The 17,389-nt window shown below is 47.9% G+C and carries 12 protein-coding genes; 1 reads left to right on the forward strand and 11 read right to left on the reverse strand.

The features are described from left to right. Positions 1–2: 2 nt before the first annotated feature. The 9 genes from FBF61_RS01945 to FBF61_RS01985 form a co-directional block, all read right to left on the reverse strand. On the reverse strand, positions 3–1,580 hold the full coding sequence (locus tag FBF61_RS01945) for a RagB/SusD family nutrient uptake outer membrane protein (protein ID WP_138475479.1): 1,578 nt from the start codon (positions 1,578–1,580) through the stop codon (positions 3–5). Between the two features lie 24 nt (positions 1,581–1,604). Continuing rightward, positions 1,605–4,922, reverse strand: coding sequence for a TonB-dependent receptor (locus tag FBF61_RS01950; RefSeq protein WP_166444397.1), 3,318 nt, complete (start codon positions 4,920–4,922; stop codon positions 1,605–1,607). Between the two features lie 237 nt (positions 4,923–5,159). Next, a complete protein-coding gene (locus FBF61_RS01955) occupies positions 5,160–6,278 on the reverse strand; it encodes a FecR family protein (RefSeq protein ID WP_138475481.1) in 1,119 nt (372 codons plus the stop codon). A 208-nt stretch (positions 6,279–6,486) separates the two neighbouring features. Beyond that, entirely contained in the window at positions 6,487–7,074 is a 588-nt protein-coding gene (locus tag FBF61_RS01960; protein ID WP_166444398.1) for an RNA polymerase sigma factor, read from the reverse strand. Between the two features lie 180 nt (positions 7,075–7,254). Then, the gene (locus FBF61_RS01965) at positions 7,255–8,448 is read right to left on the reverse strand and encodes a sialidase family protein (protein ID WP_138475483.1); all 1,194 of its coding nucleotides are present in this window, start codon (positions 8,446–8,448) and stop codon (positions 7,255–7,257) included. A 43-nt stretch (positions 8,449–8,491) separates the two neighbouring features. After that, entirely contained in the window at positions 8,492–10,150 is a 1,659-nt protein-coding gene (locus tag FBF61_RS01970; RefSeq protein ID WP_138475484.1) for a RagB/SusD family nutrient uptake outer membrane protein, read from the reverse strand. A gap of 33 nt (positions 10,151–10,183) precedes the next feature. Beyond that, on the reverse strand, positions 10,184–13,477 hold the full coding sequence (locus FBF61_RS01975) for a TonB-dependent receptor (RefSeq protein ID WP_138475485.1): 3,294 nt from the start codon (positions 13,475–13,477) through the stop codon (positions 10,184–10,186). A 245-nt stretch (positions 13,478–13,722) separates the two neighbouring features. Continuing rightward, positions 13,723–14,799 carry a FecR family protein gene (locus FBF61_RS01980; RefSeq protein WP_138475486.1) on the reverse strand — a complete coding sequence of 359 codons (1,077 nt, stop codon included), beginning with the start codon at positions 14,797–14,799 and terminating at the stop codon, positions 13,723–13,725. 14 nt (positions 14,800–14,813) lie between these two features. Further along, positions 14,814–15,383 carry an RNA polymerase sigma factor gene (locus FBF61_RS01985; protein ID WP_138475487.1) on the reverse strand — a complete coding sequence of 190 codons (570 nt, stop codon included), beginning with the start codon at positions 15,381–15,383 and terminating at the stop codon, positions 14,814–14,816. A gap of 490 nt (positions 15,384–15,873) precedes the next feature. Between FBF61_RS01985 and FBF61_RS01990 the strand changes: the two genes are divergently transcribed. After that, complete coding sequence (locus FBF61_RS01990) at positions 15,874–16,782, forward strand: gliding motility protein GldB-related protein (protein ID WP_138475488.1); 909 nt, start codon at positions 15,874–15,876, stop codon at positions 16,780–16,782. 12 nt (positions 16,783–16,794) lie between these two features. Here the strand turns inward: FBF61_RS01990 and FBF61_RS01995 are convergent, their stop codons facing one another. Together FBF61_RS01995 and FBF61_RS02000 are read right to left on the reverse strand one after the other, a co-directional pair. Beyond that, complete coding sequence (locus tag FBF61_RS01995; protein ID WP_205748211.1) at positions 16,795–17,019, reverse strand: hypothetical protein; 225 nt, start codon at positions 17,017–17,019, stop codon at positions 16,795–16,797. 110 nt (positions 17,020–17,129) lie between these two features. After that, positions 17,130–17,357: a hypothetical protein gene (locus FBF61_RS02000; protein ID WP_138475489.1), complete on the reverse strand. Its 228-nt coding sequence runs from the start codon at positions 17,355–17,357 to the stop codon at positions 17,130–17,132. Positions 17,358–17,389: the final 32 nt, after the last annotated feature.

The following is a 17,389-nucleotide window of genomic DNA, read 5'->3' on the forward strand; positions in this document are numbered from 1 at the left end:
TATCACCAGTTTTGGTTTTGGGTCAACCGCGCGTTCAGTTCCATTTCCCGCTGCGGGATCGGCCATAAATAATCCCTGTTTTTGTTAAATACCTTTTCAAACGCAGGCACTTCGATAAGCGTCGGAACACCGTTTTTCATATAAGTTATCCCGTATACTCTGCCCGGAATAATGGATTCCGATAATTTCCAGCGACGGATATCAAAATACCGCAGCCCTTCCATCGCCAGTTCGGTTTTTCTTTCATTCCGCACAATTTCCCTTAATTCGGTTTGCGAAAGTGTACTGCTGATCGGCGGCAGGTTCACATCCGCCCGCTGGCGTACCTGGTTGATCGCGTCGTAAACAGTCAGGTCAATACTGTTCGATTCGATTTTGGACTCGGCATACATTAAAAGTACATCGGCGTAGCGCATCAATATAATGTTGATGCCCGAATTCGCAGGCTGTTCCAGGTCCTCTGGATTGATATACTTTTTCATATTATAACCGGTACTCGTCGCAAACCAGCTAAAATCGATTGCATCTGAAGTACCGCTTCCGGGATCTGAATTGTATATCGTGCCGTCGGGCAGCTTGTCACCTTTTATAAATACGGTATATCCAAGTCTCGGGTCACGGTTTTTGTAAGGTTCGGCAATACTGTAACCGCTCGTCGGATCGCTTATTTTTTTACCATTGCTCATAGGGTAAGAATCCACCAGGCTACGGGTCGGTACTACGGCACTATTGCTGTTTCGCTGGCTCCATGGCCCGAACAACTGAAATACATTGGTGCTGTAGTTATTTTTCACAAACTGCTTGTCGAGGATCACCTCTTCGTTCCCTTCGGCTGCATACGAAAACAGTTTTGCATAGGAAGGGTACAATTTATAAATGTTCAGGTCGATCACTTTTTTACTTTCCTGCGCCGCCAGCTCGTAACGCCCGGCGTACAGCATTCCCCTTGCATTCAAAGCCAGAGCGGCCCCTTTGGTTACTCGTCCTTTGTCGGTTTGCGTAACGGGAAGTGTGGTGGCGGCCTCCCCCAGTTCTTTGTAAATAAAGTCCCACACCTGCGCAACCGGCGTCCTGACCAGATTTCTGCTTTCCTCCAGTGTAATGCTTTTTTCGAGCAGGGGCACATCTCCGTATAAAGCTGCCAGTTTAATGTACAGATACGCCCGGATCACCCGCACTTCGGATTTCAGCCTTGTTATTATTTCCTTATTGTTGGTTTGCACCTCATCTACTTTTTCAAGATAAACATTGGCCGCCCTGATACCCGCGTAAGACTTGGTCCACTCTGTGCGGATGCGTTCATAGGTCGGGTCAAACTGTCCCCGCTCGATCAGGGCCTCCGGCGAAGTGACGGAATTATTGTGCGCGATATCGCTCATTCCGTCAAAATAAAAAATATTGACACTATCGAGATAAGTATAAACAGCATTGGCCGCAAAAATCGCATCCTTCTCTGTTTTCCAGAAAATCTCGGACGAAAGGCGGTCATTGGGAACAGTGGTAAGCAGATCTTCCCGGCAGCCCATCATGCCGGTGATCAGCATCATAATGGCCCATGAAGTATATTTCAGATTTTTCATAGTGATTTTTTTAAAGCGGGTCGGTTAAAATTGCACGTTAAGCCCAAGGGTAAGCAATGAAGTCTGCGGATAATCCTGCACCCGGCCAGCGGTCGATTCGGGATCGATATTCCATTCGTTCAAAGCCGAAAATGTGAGCAGGTTGGTACCCGAGAAGTACACGGCCATTCTTTCTATCTTGATTTTCCGGGTCAGTAAGGAAGGGATCTGATAACGCAGCTGAATATTTTTGAGCCTCAGATAAGATGCATTCAGCATTTCCCGGGAATTCTGATAGGTATTGCGGACATCAAATTTGGTCGGCCTCGGAAACCTTGCTCCCGGATTTTCGGGCGTCCAGTAATTGTCCGTATAAATTTTGTGCGCAAATCCTTCCAGGTTCCCATAGTCTCCCAACGCCCCCGAAAGTGTGGTTTTAACCCCGGCAGCACCCTGAAACAGCAGATTGAGAGAAAATCCTTTGTAATCAAAGTTCAGCGACGAACCAAAAAGGTATTTCGGGAAAGAGCGGCCCAGGTATGTCATATCGCCGGCATCAATTTTCCCGTCGTTATTCAGGTCCAGGTATTTGACATCCCCCGGTTTGATACCTTCTCCTATCCTCACCGAATTATTCACTTCCTCCTGCGTCTGGAAAAGCGCGTCGGCCCGGTATCCCCAGAATGAATTGATCGGGTAACCTTCGCCTGTAATATACCGGGCTTCATTGATTGCGCCCGAAATATAAGGCCCGGTTCCTGCCAGATTTTTAACATTATTGTTATTAAGACTGAAGTTGAAATTCAGGTCTGTTCTGACCGGCCCGATCTTGCCGCGTGTACCGACAGAGAATTCCCAGCCCTTGTTTTCAACAACACCGGCATTCTGGGCGGTAGGTTCCAGGCCCAGTGTACCGGGCACCGGAAGGACGAGCAAAATCCCGTCTGTTACCTTGCTGTAATAATCGACCGTGGCCGAAATCCGGTTGTTGAAAAGCTGAATATCCGTTCCGATGTTGTATTGCGTGGTCGTTTCCCAGCTGATATCCTCGTTGGTCATCTGTTTTTGGGAATACCCCTGCACAGGCACGCCGCTGAACGAGTAAGTGCTGAGTTTCAAAGTCGGGTAATAGCTGTACAGTGCCACGGCCTGGTTTCCCGTTTTACCCCACGAACCCCTGACTTTCAGCTCATTGACCTTACCAGCCAGTCCCTGCCAGAACTTCTCTTCCGATATCCGCCAGCCCGACGAAAATGACGGGAAAAAGCTGTACTGCTTGGAGCCGGTGAAACGTGACGAACCATCGTACCTGGCATTGGCTTCGAAAAGATATTTGTCTTTGTAAGCATAATTTACCCGCGAAAAATAGGACCGCAGCCCCCACTGGTTTTCATAACCATCGTTACTTTTGGTCGCATCGTTCACGCCCTGCCCGATCGACTGGATATCATTGTTATAAAATCCCTGACGGTAAGCGCTCAGTTCCTGGTAATTCCGCTCGATCTGCGAATATCCGAGCAAGGCTGTAATGTTATGATTCCCAATGGATTTGGTATAGGTCAGCAGGTTATTGAGGGTAAATTCCTGACTGTTGATCCTGGATTCCGTCAGCGTGCTCAGCGGAACAGTTTTCCGCACGATCTTGGGATCGTAATAATCGTTGATGGTATAGCTTCTGAAAAACAGCTTCCCGGCAACCATATCCTTCCTGACCGCAAACTGCGAAGAAAAATTCAGTCCGTCGATGATCTCCCAGCTACCTTTTACACTGCCCGTAACATAGTCGTTCTTGGTCCTGTCCGTTCCGTGAATTTCTGCATACATCAGCGCATTTTCACCCTGGGCGCTGATTCCATAGGTTCCGTCGGGATACTTCGGGACAGTCCAGATTGACCCGTGTTTCAGTCGTTCAAACACCTTGAATTCATTGGACGGCGCCAGCGAGTTGATGTACTTGTAATTGATATCCGCCCCGAAATTGAGCCTGGACGAAACTTTGTAATCGGTATTGATACGGATATCCGTCAGGCTCGACTTTGAATTGGGGATAATGCCCTGCTGATCCTGATACCGGAGACTGACGCGTGTTTTGAAATTTTCATTCCCCCCGCTGACCGAGAGCGAATTGTTGATCTGCGGCGCCGTCCTTAGCACAGCTTCGGCCATCGTATATGGTAACGGATATTTATAACGGTCAGTAGCATTTACATATTCCTGAATGTAAGCCTCGGTGTATTTCGCGGGAGAACCTACATTGGTATAGGCAATGTTCTGCATCCGCATATAATCTTCCAGGCCCATGTGCTCGGGATTGTTATTGGATCTTTGCAGGGCATAAAACCCGTGGTAATTGACCATGATTTTTCCGGACTGCGCCCGCTTGGTCGTCACCATCATTACCCCGTTCGCGGCACGTGATCCATAAATTGCGGTTGAAGATGCATCTTTCAGAATACTGATCGACTCCACATCATCGGGATTGATATCGGACAGGCGCTGCTCTATCCCGTCCACGATCACCAGCGGATTATTATCGCCGCTCAAAGTGGTAATACCCCGCACCCGGATCGTCACATTGGATTTGCCCGGGCCACCGCCATTGTCCAGGATAGTCAGGCCGGGCGTGATACCCTGCAGATTTTGTGCCAGATTGGAAACCGGCCGGCGCTGCAAGTCCTCCCCTTTCACGGCACTGACCGCACTGGTCATGCTCACTTTTTTCTGTGTACCATAGCCCACCACCACAAGTTCGCCCAGTGACCTGTTTTCCGGCAGCAGCTGTATGTTCAGGCTCGCCTGGCTTTTGACTTCCACTTCCTGCTGAATATATCCCACAAAACTGAATACCAGCACCGAGGAAGCGTCGGGCACATTGAAGACAAACTCACCTTTGATATCTGTGGTAGTACCACGCTGGGTGCCTTTCAGGACAATACTCACACCAGGCAGGCCCTCGCCTTTGTCGTCGGTCACCTTTCCCGAAACCGTCAGATCCCTGATGCCGGTGCCCGGTAAGGCACCTGACGCTTTGTTTTCCGGCTGACTGCCTTTCCTGAGAATAATATAGTTGCCGGTGATATGGTACTGCACCTGGTGCGGGCCAAGCACTTTCTCCAGTATTTTTGCCAGTGTCTCATTCTGGCTGCGGAGCGTAATTTTGGTGTTTTTGGGAAAAATTTCAGGAACGTACGTAAATTTAACCTGAGCTGCTTTTTCGATTTTACCAAGTGCGGTAGCCAGGTCTTCGTTCTGTACCTGGATATTTACCTGTCTGTTGAGCACGTCCTGAGCAGTGCTTTTACCAGCAGTTGCCAATCCGGCAACGACCATCAAAACCATAATGGGCACGCCTAATATTTTCATGATCAGACTTGGTTTAGAAACATGATGCCATAAATTTTCCATAGATTTACTTGTTGTTTTTGTTTCGAGGTTTAGAAAAAAAGCAATGAGAATCCCGTTTCCTGCTGCAAACAGGAATGAATCATCATCATACGAAGAGGGAGCATTTCGGGCCGGCGGTGTTAGCGCACTGCCGGCTTTCAGCTTAAGGAAGTCAAACTTTATGCATGCGGATTGCGGTTTAAATTGAATAACTGATTAATTGTTACAGCCTTTTCCTGAAACGATAATTTCGGTCCCCCATACTTCATAAGTAGCGCCGATCGTCTGACAGATAATATCCATTTTGCGGAACAGCGGCTCATTGCCGAGCGGGGCTGTGAGATTACATTTGCCAATGTTTTTTTCGTCACAATTGATTTTTACACCGTAGGATTTTTCCAGCGTCCTGAAAACATCCGCAACTGATGTGTTTTTAAAATAAAAGTCGGGGTGAGCTTCCGGCTTTTCCTGAATAACAGGCTCTGATACAACACTTTTAGAAAAAACTTCACTATCAAAATTATAAGTCACCTGTTGGTTAGGCGTCAGCAGGATTTCATCGCCCGCTCCTGTTCTTTCACCGGCAAGATATTTTTCATAGGTAAAAACCTTCACCTTTCCGGTTTCCACCGAGACGCTGCCGGAGGAAGCATTTTTATCGGCATTCACGGTAAAACTGGTACCGACCACTTGCACCACCAGTTTGTTGGCATATACAATAAATGGCTTTGCCTGGTTTTTCGCGACCTTAAAATATGCCTGCCCGGACAGATATACTTCTCTTTTGGCACCTGTGAACTGTTGCTGATAGCTCAGCTTGCTGCCGGGTTGCAGTACCACATAGCTACCGTCGGTGAGCTGGATTTTCAGAGGTTTGCGGGTGTCATTATTCCTTTCGGTCAACACTATACGCACGTTGCTTACCTGCTGATCGTAGCTCGCAGCCTGGTCTGTAAAGCCTGCTGAAAAATACCAGCCCAGGCCCATCATCAACAGCACCGAGGCGGCGGCCAGCCAGCTCCATCGTGTATCCATGCCTGTAAAAATATTAGCTCTTCGTGCCTCATGCTCTCTGCTGCTGATCTCACTCCTGATGGATTGCCACATATCAGTTCCCTGCTGCTCCGAAGGCAGCTCCCGGGTTTCATGCAGCGCGTTAAACGTAGCCTTTGCCATGGTAAGCGTACTTGCCTTCGCCGGGAAACGGCGTAAAAACGCCTCCCACAGGCCGCTGTTTTCCTCCTGCCCCGACAACATCCAAGCCCGGAAAGCATCATCCCGAAGGAAATCTTCCGCACTGTAATGCTCATATTTTTTCAACAGATCCTTGTCCAACTTGTTTCAACTTTTGGTACTATATAAATACAAAGAGTGAATTTTTACAGTTGTCCCATCGGTTTTTACATTTTTTTCAAAATATTTTTCAAAACCGGATCTCTGATGTTTTTGGGTCCTTCGCCACCGCAAGCAACTTCCGGCGACAAATACTGCTGATGAATTATCGACAAATATATTTAATCTATTTTATATATAGACTATAAGGTTACAAAATCATCGATAACAATAGTAGTGGATGCATATAAGGATTAAGTAAACGGAGGCTTTCGCGAAGCTGTACGAGTGCATTATACAAGGTATTGCGAACCGTTTTTTCAGAGATGTTCATAATTTCAGCAATTTCCCGGTTGCTGAAATTTTCGTAATAGCGCAGCGTAATCGCTTCCAGTTGCCGTTCTGGCAGGCTTTGCAGCAATGTTTTTATTTTTTCGGTCAATATTCTTTCATCAAACACCGGCTCATCCCAATGCTGGCTATCCAGGTCGAGCAGCACTTCAAAACTGGCCTGCCCTACCTTTTCTTCTTTTTGCTGTTGTTTGTAAATATTCCGCCTCAGGCACCTGAAAAGGTAGAATTTGATATTGGTAACTTCGGAAAGGTTGGCTTTGGTCCGCCAGAGGTTGACAAACAATTCCTGGATCGAATCTTCCGCAGAGGTGGCGTCGGCCATGAATTTCTTTCCGTAAGCATATAAAGCGGGGTAATGATCCTCGTAAATCTCAGCAAACGCCTCCTCGTCGCCAAGTTTGAAAGCGTTCCATAACACAACATCATTTGTCTCTTTGTTACTCACGTCGCCAGGAAATAAATATGGATCAACCCGGCTCAAAGATAATTATTTCTTCAATTTCTGGTTGCCTCCCCATTTATTTTTTGAAACCCGGTTTGAAGGAGGCATTGTCCTAAAGGAGCGCAGTCGAAGAACGGCGATTTCGCTCGGGACTTCCACTGCGCTCCTGACATGTAGGTAGCCTTATGGGTTATTACTCACCCGCGACAGAAAAATACCTCCTGTGTTACCGGATACAATATCACTTTCTTTGAACCGGCAATACAGGATATCCTTAGCGCCAGACCGGTCGCGGTCGTACGTAACATGGATCACGCCGTCTCTGGTCTGGTCCACGTCCGGATAAGAAACCTTGTCGCGGCTGTCGAGCAGCAGTTTGTGCGGCCAGGTTTTACCTCCGTCTTTGGATATAAAAGCGGTCATGTTGTTTCGGGTGGTACTATTGTTCAGGATCAGGATCAGGTTCCCGGATTGCAGCTTTCCGATATAAAACCGGCTCGAAGTAGTAGGTCCCGTCGCGGTGAAGGGTTCCAGTACCGACCAGTTTTTACCATAATCCGAACTTTTGGAATAGTACACACCTTTTTTCGTCCTCACCAGGCAAAGCAGGTTTCCGTCGCCGGACGTCTGCACCACCTGGTGTTCGTCAAAAGTCCGCATGCTGTCGGGCAGCGCCGGTACCGAGCCCAGCGGGGACAAAGTGTTTATTTTTGCATTCTTCTTTTTGAAATCGAAACTGTGCACGAAAGTCCCGTCCGGAATGTAGCCGGTCTCGGAAGAATGGTCTTTGCCCAACTGCCACACAGAAACCGGAAAAAGTACGGCATCCTTTTGCGGAATATACACCGGCTTGTTCATCATGACACCATAGGAAATAAGCTTTGGCTGCTCGTACACGACCTTTGAGCCATTCCAGGAAACAGGTATCGCATTCACCCCTTCTTTCAGGTCCCAGTGTTTGTTATCCATTGAAACTGCATAAAACAGCCAGACCTGATCGTACTTATCTCGCCAGAGTACCGGGTCGAAAAAGCGGCTGGTCGGCTCTTTGGGATAAATAACGAGCTGGTCATTTTTCCAGGTTTTACCATTGTCTAGGCTCACGGCCATGGTTACATAGTTGCCCGGCCCCTCGCCTTTTCCTCCGGTATACCATACTAAAAACAGCTGTTTACCGTCCGCAGACGCAGCAATCGACGATACCAGTTCATGCTGCCGGTTTTGAATACGGGGATCATTCGCGGGTTGTTCCAGTATGATGGCCGCACCTGCGCGTCCCGGATCGGATTTTGTCAGATCTACCTGTGCCAGAAGGGGGTTAAACAATGCGAAGGAGATACTTACAAAATATATCAGGGAGAACTTTTTAAGTTTCATTATACAAAAGTTTTGTTTCAAAATTTATAAAAAAAGATACTGATCAATACCCAGGGTTTTGTTCCAATTTGGCGCTGAAATTGGCGTCGATGGCAGTTTGAGGTATCGGGTAAAACTCGTGGTAATCCTGAATGCTGGCTTTGGTATCTTCCCGCATATTGTATTTTCTGGTACGTTCCACCAGTTTTCCCGTGCGGATCAAAGTGCGGCGGCGCGGCTCTTCGGCAATCAGTTCGCGGGCACGTTCGTCCAGAATGTAGTCAAGGGTCCTGGCAGCGGGAGCCACGGGCTTGGCATTCGCCCTCGCCCGCACTACGTTAATATCTGCGGCAGCTTTTACCAGATCACCTTTACGGGTGTGTGCTTCCGCCCTCAAGAGGTAAGTATCGGCCAGCCGGTAAACCATAAAATCAGTGAAGGTTCTTCCGGTAGTATTATTGCCCGACTTCGGTGTTTTCCCCTCAATTTTCCGCAATGTCGGATAAGCATTCTGCATGGTGTCGATGCGGGATGTTTTGGGTTCGACGGGTTTGCCAAAGTATTTGGAAGCGGGATTGGTGTAGTACATCGTCCGGCGAATGTTGTAGCCCGAGTTACGGATATCGTTTTTCCAATTGTCCTGCCACAGATTGTAGAGGAAATAAGTGGTCGGCCTGGTCAGCCCCACCCCGCGACCAAGACTGTCCACGATGATCATCCCCGCTTTTCCGTCCGGGTCACGCAGATTGATATACCACGGTCCCCAGCCACGCAGAATACTGTTCCCTCCCGAAGTCCCGGAGCCACCCTGCGTAAGATCTTCAAACTGCCATACATAAATGGATTCCCTGTTTCCTGAACTCCGGTTCTGATTTCCCAATTTGAAAAGATCGGAAAATACATCACCGGGCAAATCTTTTTCACTTCCAAAACGGGTTTTCATCAGTTCGTAAAGACCCGAATCAATGACTTTACCTGCACTTTCGACGGCTTTGTCGTACTCACCCAGACTGATGTAAACCTCTGACAGCAAATGGTCTGCCGCAGCTTTCACAATTCTCCCTTCCTTACTTTTTTCCACCGTTGCAGGCAGCCACTGGGATGCAAATTCAAGATCGGCTTTTGCGGATTCGTACACTTCCTTGCGGGTATTTCTCACAAAATCGGTTTTGGGGCCTGCATATATGGTATCGATCACCGGCACACCTCCGTACAGATTGGCGAGGACATTATGCGTATAGGCACGGAAAAAACGGGCTTCGGCTATGATTGCGTTTTTCTCCGCCTCACTGGCCCAAATCCCTGAAAGCTCAGGTTTATTGGCATAAACAATGATGGTATTGGCCCGGATAAGCATCAGTTGGTACGCCCACCGCCAGTATTTCACCACCGTATTGGCGTTCGGGTTCAGGTAGGTGACATAGCTCCGGAACGGCCGCGCATCCTCCTGTCCGGTGGTGGCAATGTCGGTACCGCTTTGCATGGTGAAGTAATAATCGTGGTTGTCTTCCAAAGTCTGCTCCTCCCGAGCGGCATTGTGCAGTGCATTGATGTAATTTTCAAAACCGGCTTTGGATGTGAGTACCACGTCTGAGCTTAGCGAGGCCAGCGGCTTTTCGTTGAGGAACTTATCTTCACAGGCGGAGAGGCCAAGAGAGATGAGGCCCACCGCAAACAAAAGATACAAGTACCGGTAAATCATATTTCTGAATGACGTCTTCATATTGACTAAGAGGATATTTTTTGAGAAAATTGATTAAAAACCCAGGTTGATACCCAACGTAACGGACCGCGCCGTGGGAAAGAAACTGCCCCTGTCGGTATAGCCGCTTTCCGGATCAGGCCCTATCCATTTGGTGAAATTGTAAAGGTTCTTGGCACTCAGCATCAGCCGCAGATTGGTCAGCTTTGCCTTGTTAATGATGTTTTTAGGCATGTCGTAAGTCAGGGACACGTCCTGTATCCGGATAAAATTCCGGCTGTAATAATATCCGTGACCGTACGGGTTCGGGTAAACCATGGAGGGACGCGTATTGGATTTGTTCTCAACATTCCACCAGCCGGCATCGATCATATTCAGCGGCCTGTGCGGATAATTCCCCCCCGAAACACTGTAATCCACGGTGCTCAGGTTCGAGATCCAGCCTTGCATCGCATTGATAAAAACAGACATCGACAAATCTCCGTAACGGAAAGTATTGGTAACTCCCCAGCGGTATTTGGGTTGTGACGTCTGCCCGACAACCTGCCGGTCGTTGGCGTCAATTTTATTATCGCCGTTGAGGTCTTTCAGGCGCACATACCCGGGCCTGTAACCCACCGGAAGCTCATCCCCTTCCTGGTAGATCCCGTCAAAAACATAATCATAGGCCACATTCATCGATTGGCCGATAAACCATCTGTTCCCCAGGTCATCGTCTTCTTTGCCGTCGCCATTGGTGTCGGAATGGTAGAGATGAACGATCTTATTTTTGTTTCTTGAAAAAACGATGTTGGTGCTCCACTCAAACTTTCCTTTTCTGAGATTGACGGTATTCAATGTGATTTCCAGCCCTTTGTTATTGGTGGCACCGAGATTGGTGAGTACAAAATTATAACCCGTCATATCCGGCAACGATCTCTGCACGAGCAGATTACGCGTGTCCATATTGTAAAATTCCAGTGTACCGCCCAAACGCCCTTTGAAAAGATCAAAATCAACGGCGGCATTTCCAGTGTATGTCGTCTCCCATTTCAGGTTCGCATTGGCCATGTTCGACGGAAAAACACCCAGGGACGAAGTACCGCCATCCCCGTATACGTACCGGTTCGTGCCCGACAAGCTCAGCGACTGGTACGGATTGATCGCCTGGTTACCGACCGCCCCGTACGACAGCCTGAGTTTAAGATTGTCAAGAAATGAAGCGTTTTTCAGGAATTTCTCTTCCGAAGCGATCCAGGCCAGCGCTACCGACGGGAAAGTTGCGTACTTGTTGTTGGATGCAAAAACGGAGCTTCCGTCCCGGCGTACGGTCATCGTGACCAGATATTTATCCATCAGCCGGTAGTTCAGCCGGAGCATGGAAGAAACGCCGTCCAAGGCCTGTGCCGTTGAAGTATTGGTCAGGATTTCCCCCAGCCCCAGATTGTTCCAGCCCAGCGCATCGGATGAAAGTCTCGACGAATTGGCAGTCGTGGACTCGAATCCTGAGTGGTTCCTGCCGTAAAGCAAGGTCAGGTCGAATGCGTGATTGGCATTGATCTGCTTCGAATAGGTGACGATATTTTCCATCACCCAGTCAAAATCCTCGCGATTGGACTTGCTGGCAGTGGTGTTATTGATCAGCGGTTCATGTTTGTCCTGTCTCACAAAATTATAGTTATGCTGCCAGCGATAATTGGGCGAATAGTTGAACCGGTAGCTTAATCCTTTAAGCATGGGGACGTCAATCATGGCATAAACATTGGCAAACAGGTTGTTATAAACTTCTTCATTTTTTGTAAAAATAGCATCACGCATGGCATTGTACGGAATCTGGTCTTCCGCGATCACATACCAGGTCGGTTCGCCGTCGGGATAGTACCAGGTTCCATAAGGCGTGGCAGCATACGCAGCGCCAAGGTCGGCTTCTCTTCCCGAAAGGTTTCTGCGGATGTAGGTTGAATTGAGCCCTACTGACAGCCACTTCGTCACTTTGTTTTCCACGTTTGCCCGCACAGCCAGCCTTTTCATATTATCATTGAAAATCAGCCCCTTTTCATCGGCCATAGAAGCGGATAAAAAATAATTGGTTACGTTCGTTTTGCCCGAAAGGCTCAGATCATAGGAATTGATCCTGCCCTGCTGACTGATCGCATCATAAGGATCGGTGGTCTTGCCGGCGTCGTAATTGACCAGCTCGGAGGTAGTAAGGTAATCCCTGATTTTTGCAGGGTCCGAGTCCAGTCCGGTCTGCTGACGGATGTCCAGCGTTTTTTGCTGGTACCTTTCCGGGGACAACAGTTTGGGCTTATAGCTCCAGTCCGACAAACCCGAAAAAGCATTGATCCGGATCGTCGGTTTGTCCGTTGAGCCCCTTTTCGAAGTGATCAAAATAACCCCGTTGGCCGCTCGTGAACCATATATGGCCGCCGAACTTGCGTCTTTCAGCACTTCCATGGATTCGATATCATTGGGGTTGAGATCTGCCAGGCTGCCATTGAAAAATATGCCGTCGACAACGATCAGCGGGTTATTTCCGCCATTGAGCGATCTCGGCCCGCGGATCAGGATGGTACCGTTCTGTCCCGGACGACCGTTGTCGGTAAACTGAACCCCCGCCACCCGGCCGCGCAACGCCTGGGTTACGTTCGTATTGGGCAGGTTCTGGGTCTGCTTCATATCCACTTTCGATACCGAACCCGTCACATTCCGCCTCGACTGCGTTCCATAACCCACCACGACCACCTCTTCCAGGGCTTTTGTATCAGTCAGCATGGTCACATCCAGGCTGGTCAGGTTCCCAGCTGTAATTTCCTGAGGCAGATAACCCACAAATGAGAAGATCAGGATAACATTCTGATCAGAAAAACTGATGGTATACTTTCCCTGGGCATCGGAGATCGTACCTTGCTGGGTACCTTTCAAAACGATACTGACGCCCGGCAAACCTTCGCCTTTTTCGTCCGTCACCTTTCCCGAAACGGTTTGTTCGTCAGCTTCGTCTGCTTCATAAGCGGCACCTGTGGGCGAAGGTTTCTCAACACGCGCTGATTCCGGGCTTAATATGATCTGCTGCCCTACCACCTCGTATTTGAGTTTTAAAGGTTTGGTTACCTTTTCGAGAATTTCGGACAGGGAGGCATTGGTGACTGCCAGTGAAATCTTGTGATCGGCGGGCAGCACCCGCGGCCGGTAGGCGAATTTAATATCGGCCTGTTTCTCAATCTTGTTCAGTACTTTACGGATTTCCTGGTTTTCAACTTTCAGGCTTACTTTTCTGTTGAGGAGCTCCTGGGCCGAAACATTGTGCGCAAGCGATACACCTGTAAAAATCACGGCCAGAAAGGCTTGCAGAAGTGAGATTTTCATTAGGTGAAAAAGAAATGAGTTTAGAAATAGCTGTCTTTTCATTAGATTCAAATGTTTTTGTGAATTTTTGAGCAAAAACACCTCCCTTCACGTCAGGAAACTGACGCCGTGCATTGAACCGTACATGACTGGAGGAAACCGTGCATCGGTAGTGCTGAGAACACTACTGATGCTTTTTTTTAAGTAGAAATCAGCGTTTTACATAGGCAGTGGTTTTTGAGTTGCTATTAAAAAAATCAGAGATTTCAGCAGCCTTTGCTGTAAATGATAACCTGGGCATCAATCAATTTATAACTGACTTCCAGCACCTTACAAATCACTTCCAGTTTCTGAAAAAGATCTTCGTCGCTCAGGTCGATGGTCAGCGTACAGTTTTTCATTAGCTCTTCGTCAAAAACAACATCAATCCCGTACACTTTCTCGAGGGTAGCAAAAACCTTTTCGGCGGACGCATCTTCAAAAACGAAGGAAGGAAGATTGTCTTTTTCAACCAGAACAGTCGGCTTTTCAACCAGGGTTTTGGTCAGGCTTTTAATGTCTCTCTGAAAAACAGCCTTTTGGTTAGGCGTCAGTACCACACCCCTGGCTTCGGGGTCCTGGGTGCGGGTTTCGTTCGAAGAATATACCGACACCCTTCCTGTTCGTACGGCCACGGTCACATCCGGGTCGGCATCATGCGCCTGTACCCTGAAACTGGTACCCAAAACCTTTGTAACCAGACCATTGGTATATACAAAAAAAGGTTTGGAAGGATTTTTACGAATGTCAAAAAAAGCGGCCCCATTGAGATACACCTCCCGCTGGTTACCCTTGAATTCACGGGCATACCTGACCCGGCTGGACTTTTCGAGTGCAATTTTGCTACCATCGGGCAAGCTGATCTGCATCGTTTCCATAGCATCGTTGACTTGCTCCACCCATGCCGACTGGTTCAGGTGGTTACCCGTCGCCACATCATCCCGCTGCCCGGACCGGCTGTGCCATAGCCAGGCAATTCCAAGTAAAAGCAGCATTGAAGCCGCCGCCTGCCACACAAAATGTTTTTTTGAACTAACAAAAAACCTCCCTCTTCCATCCTTCCGCACCGATCCTTCAATCCTAGACCATACCCTGGCCACCTGCGCTTCGTCCGCTTTTACAACATTGATCTGATACAATGCTTCCACCAGCGTTTTTCCTTCCTCAACCTGGTAGTACTTCTCAGGATAGTCCCTCAGAAACTCTTGCCAGAAAGCATCCGATTCTTGATCGGGCGAGCAGACCCATTCCTTAAAATAGTCGTCTGCCGCAAAGTCTTCCGCCCTGAATTGATAATAGTTCATACCCTGTCAATATTTTATAAAAATCTGAAAATCAACAGCACGCCAAGTATACGCACGGCCTCCCGCAGGGTTTTCAGCCCTGAATAAATGAATTTGCAAGCCGACTGGTAGTTAACCCCCATGATCTGCGCGATTTCTTCATTGTTGAAATGCAGATAAAACCGGAGGTTCAGAGCCTGCTGCTGGCGCGGACTGAGCAGATCGTAACTGCTGCGCAGTTGCCTTAGCAGCTTTTCTTTTTCTTCTGTTTCAATAAGATGGCTTTCAATGAGGAACTCGTCCGCATTCCCCCAGGCATTATGGATGTCCGTTGAATTGTAAAAAAGGTCTTTACGCTGGCTGTGATTGATCTTATTTCGGAGCGAACGAAATAGGTAAAACTTGATCGAGTCGGTCTCGCTCAGATTTTTACGTTGCTGCCACAGCTCAATGAAAAGGTCGTGGATACTATCTTCAATGAGCTGGGTGTTGCCGCTCACCTTGCAGCCGTAACTCAGCAAATCCCTGACATACAGCTGATAAATCCGCTGAAAAGCTTTCTGGTCACCTCCGCGAAATTCATTCCAAAGTTCAGTATCCAACATAGTTGCGACTCCTATACTGCCATTATTTACCAGGATCTTCGATACAATCCTGTCTGTTACAAAGAAGCCAGCCCCGATTTTTACCGAAAAAACAGCCCCTTTATTACTAATGAGACAATCAGTCTATTTTAATCCTATTTTTTCTAAAAATTTTTTTAAAAGGGAACGAAGGAAGAAAAGAGGATGGGAAAAGGGAGGAATGGGATGAAAGGGAACAGGTAAAGTAAAACAAATCCCTCACCAGAGCCCGAAGGGATCAAATACCTAAACCCCGAGGCATCGCCCGGGGCCGAGGAGCGAGGTATATGCCAAGAAGGGAAAAAAGGAGGAAGCAAGAAAGAGAAGAAATTAAGGAAGGACGAAAAGGCAAACTGCAAGAGCAAAGCTCCAAAACAAGGCTGGCCCCGGGCTCCGCTCGTCACCCCTATCCCCCGAGGCGTACCCGGAACAAGAACAAAATCCTATATATTGTAGACAAAATTGAACCTCCGTGAAAAAAGCCCTCATAATTCTATGGTTATCAGCGGGCCTCTGGCTGGTATCGAGCTATGCTCAGTATACTTACGCACAGCTCCCATTCCCCGAATCCCCCGCAAATGCGAAATTCGTCACTACTGACGTTTCCAATTTCTGGAAGGCTTTTGATGCTTTCAAAAAAGGCTATAAAGGAAATCCCTTCGCCGACCTTTATATCAATATCGGCAGCCCGGGACTTCAGGATTTTATCCCCGACCGCATTTTGCATGCCGATTCGCTTTTAAATATTATCAAAAAAAGGACGGCCAGCTATGCCGGTATGCGGAGAAATACTGAGCACATACTCGACAAAGAAAAACAGACCCGAGCCACTTTTGACACGCTTGAAAAGTGGTACCCCAAAGCGGTTTTCCCGCCAGTTTATTTTGTAATAGGCCGTTTTAATTCGGCCGGAACATCCAGCAAAAACGGTCTGATCATCGGGGCAGAAAGAGTATTGAGTGAAAACGTCCCTTCTATTGTCGCGCACGAACTGGTTCATTTTCAACAGAATATCCCCTTCAAATATGAAATTTTACTCGAAGCGTGTATCATGGAAGGCAGTGCCGATTTTATAGGTGAGCTGATCTCGGGAAACCATACGAACAAGATCGCTTTTCAGTACGGAAATGCGCATGAGAAGGAACTCTGGAAGGAATTCAAGACCAAAATGAATACCATGGACTATACTGACTGGCTGTACGGTGCGCTGAGCGGCAAGGACAAACGTCCGAATGACCTGGGCTACTGGATCGGTTACCAGATCACGAAAGCATATTTTAACAAAGCAGCGGACAAGAAAAAGGCAGTCGCCGATATTCTGAACATCAGCGACTGCCGGGATTTCCTGGCCAAAAGCGGTTATGCGGAAAAATTCAAATAAGGGAAATCCTGATTAAAACTTATAAGCAAAACTTGCCGCCACATTTCTTGGTTTCTGTGGGTTCACTGACCAATATCCAATGTAATATTCTTCGTTACTCAGGTTGTTGACATTGAAGGTAATCCGGTAATGTTCCGAATTATAAAAATACTTCCGTTGAGCAAAGTATAGCTTGGCAGGAAAACCGGCTGCCGTCCGGATCAGTAACCTGCCGAGGTGCGCCGTTGATGAATGCATTCCTCTAATTGGCAAAAACCGATACCTTATCCGCAGCAGGCTGGTAGCATCTGTCCCTGCCAAACCTGCTCGTCGAAAAATTACGCTAAACCGCTCGTTTATTCCACAATTTAAAGAATGATCATAATATCCGGATTCGGCTTATCCCGCTCCTCGGTATATTCCCAATTTCCAACCTGGTCTTCGGGATACACATACTGATCTTCGAGAAGCGCCTCGTCGGCTACCTGCTCCACAAATCCGTTCAGATCCCGGACGTAAATGCCCGTACGTTCAACACCTTCGAAATCCGTAAAGCGAACCCTTGAATGGTCAGATGGACTGTTTTTCGTTTCCATGGTTTTAATGATAATGGTCCTTTCGGATTGTT

Source organism: Dyadobacter bucti (assembly GCF_005869225.1).
Lineage (GTDB): Bacteria > Bacteroidota > Bacteroidia > Cytophagales > Spirosomataceae > Dyadobacter > Dyadobacter bucti.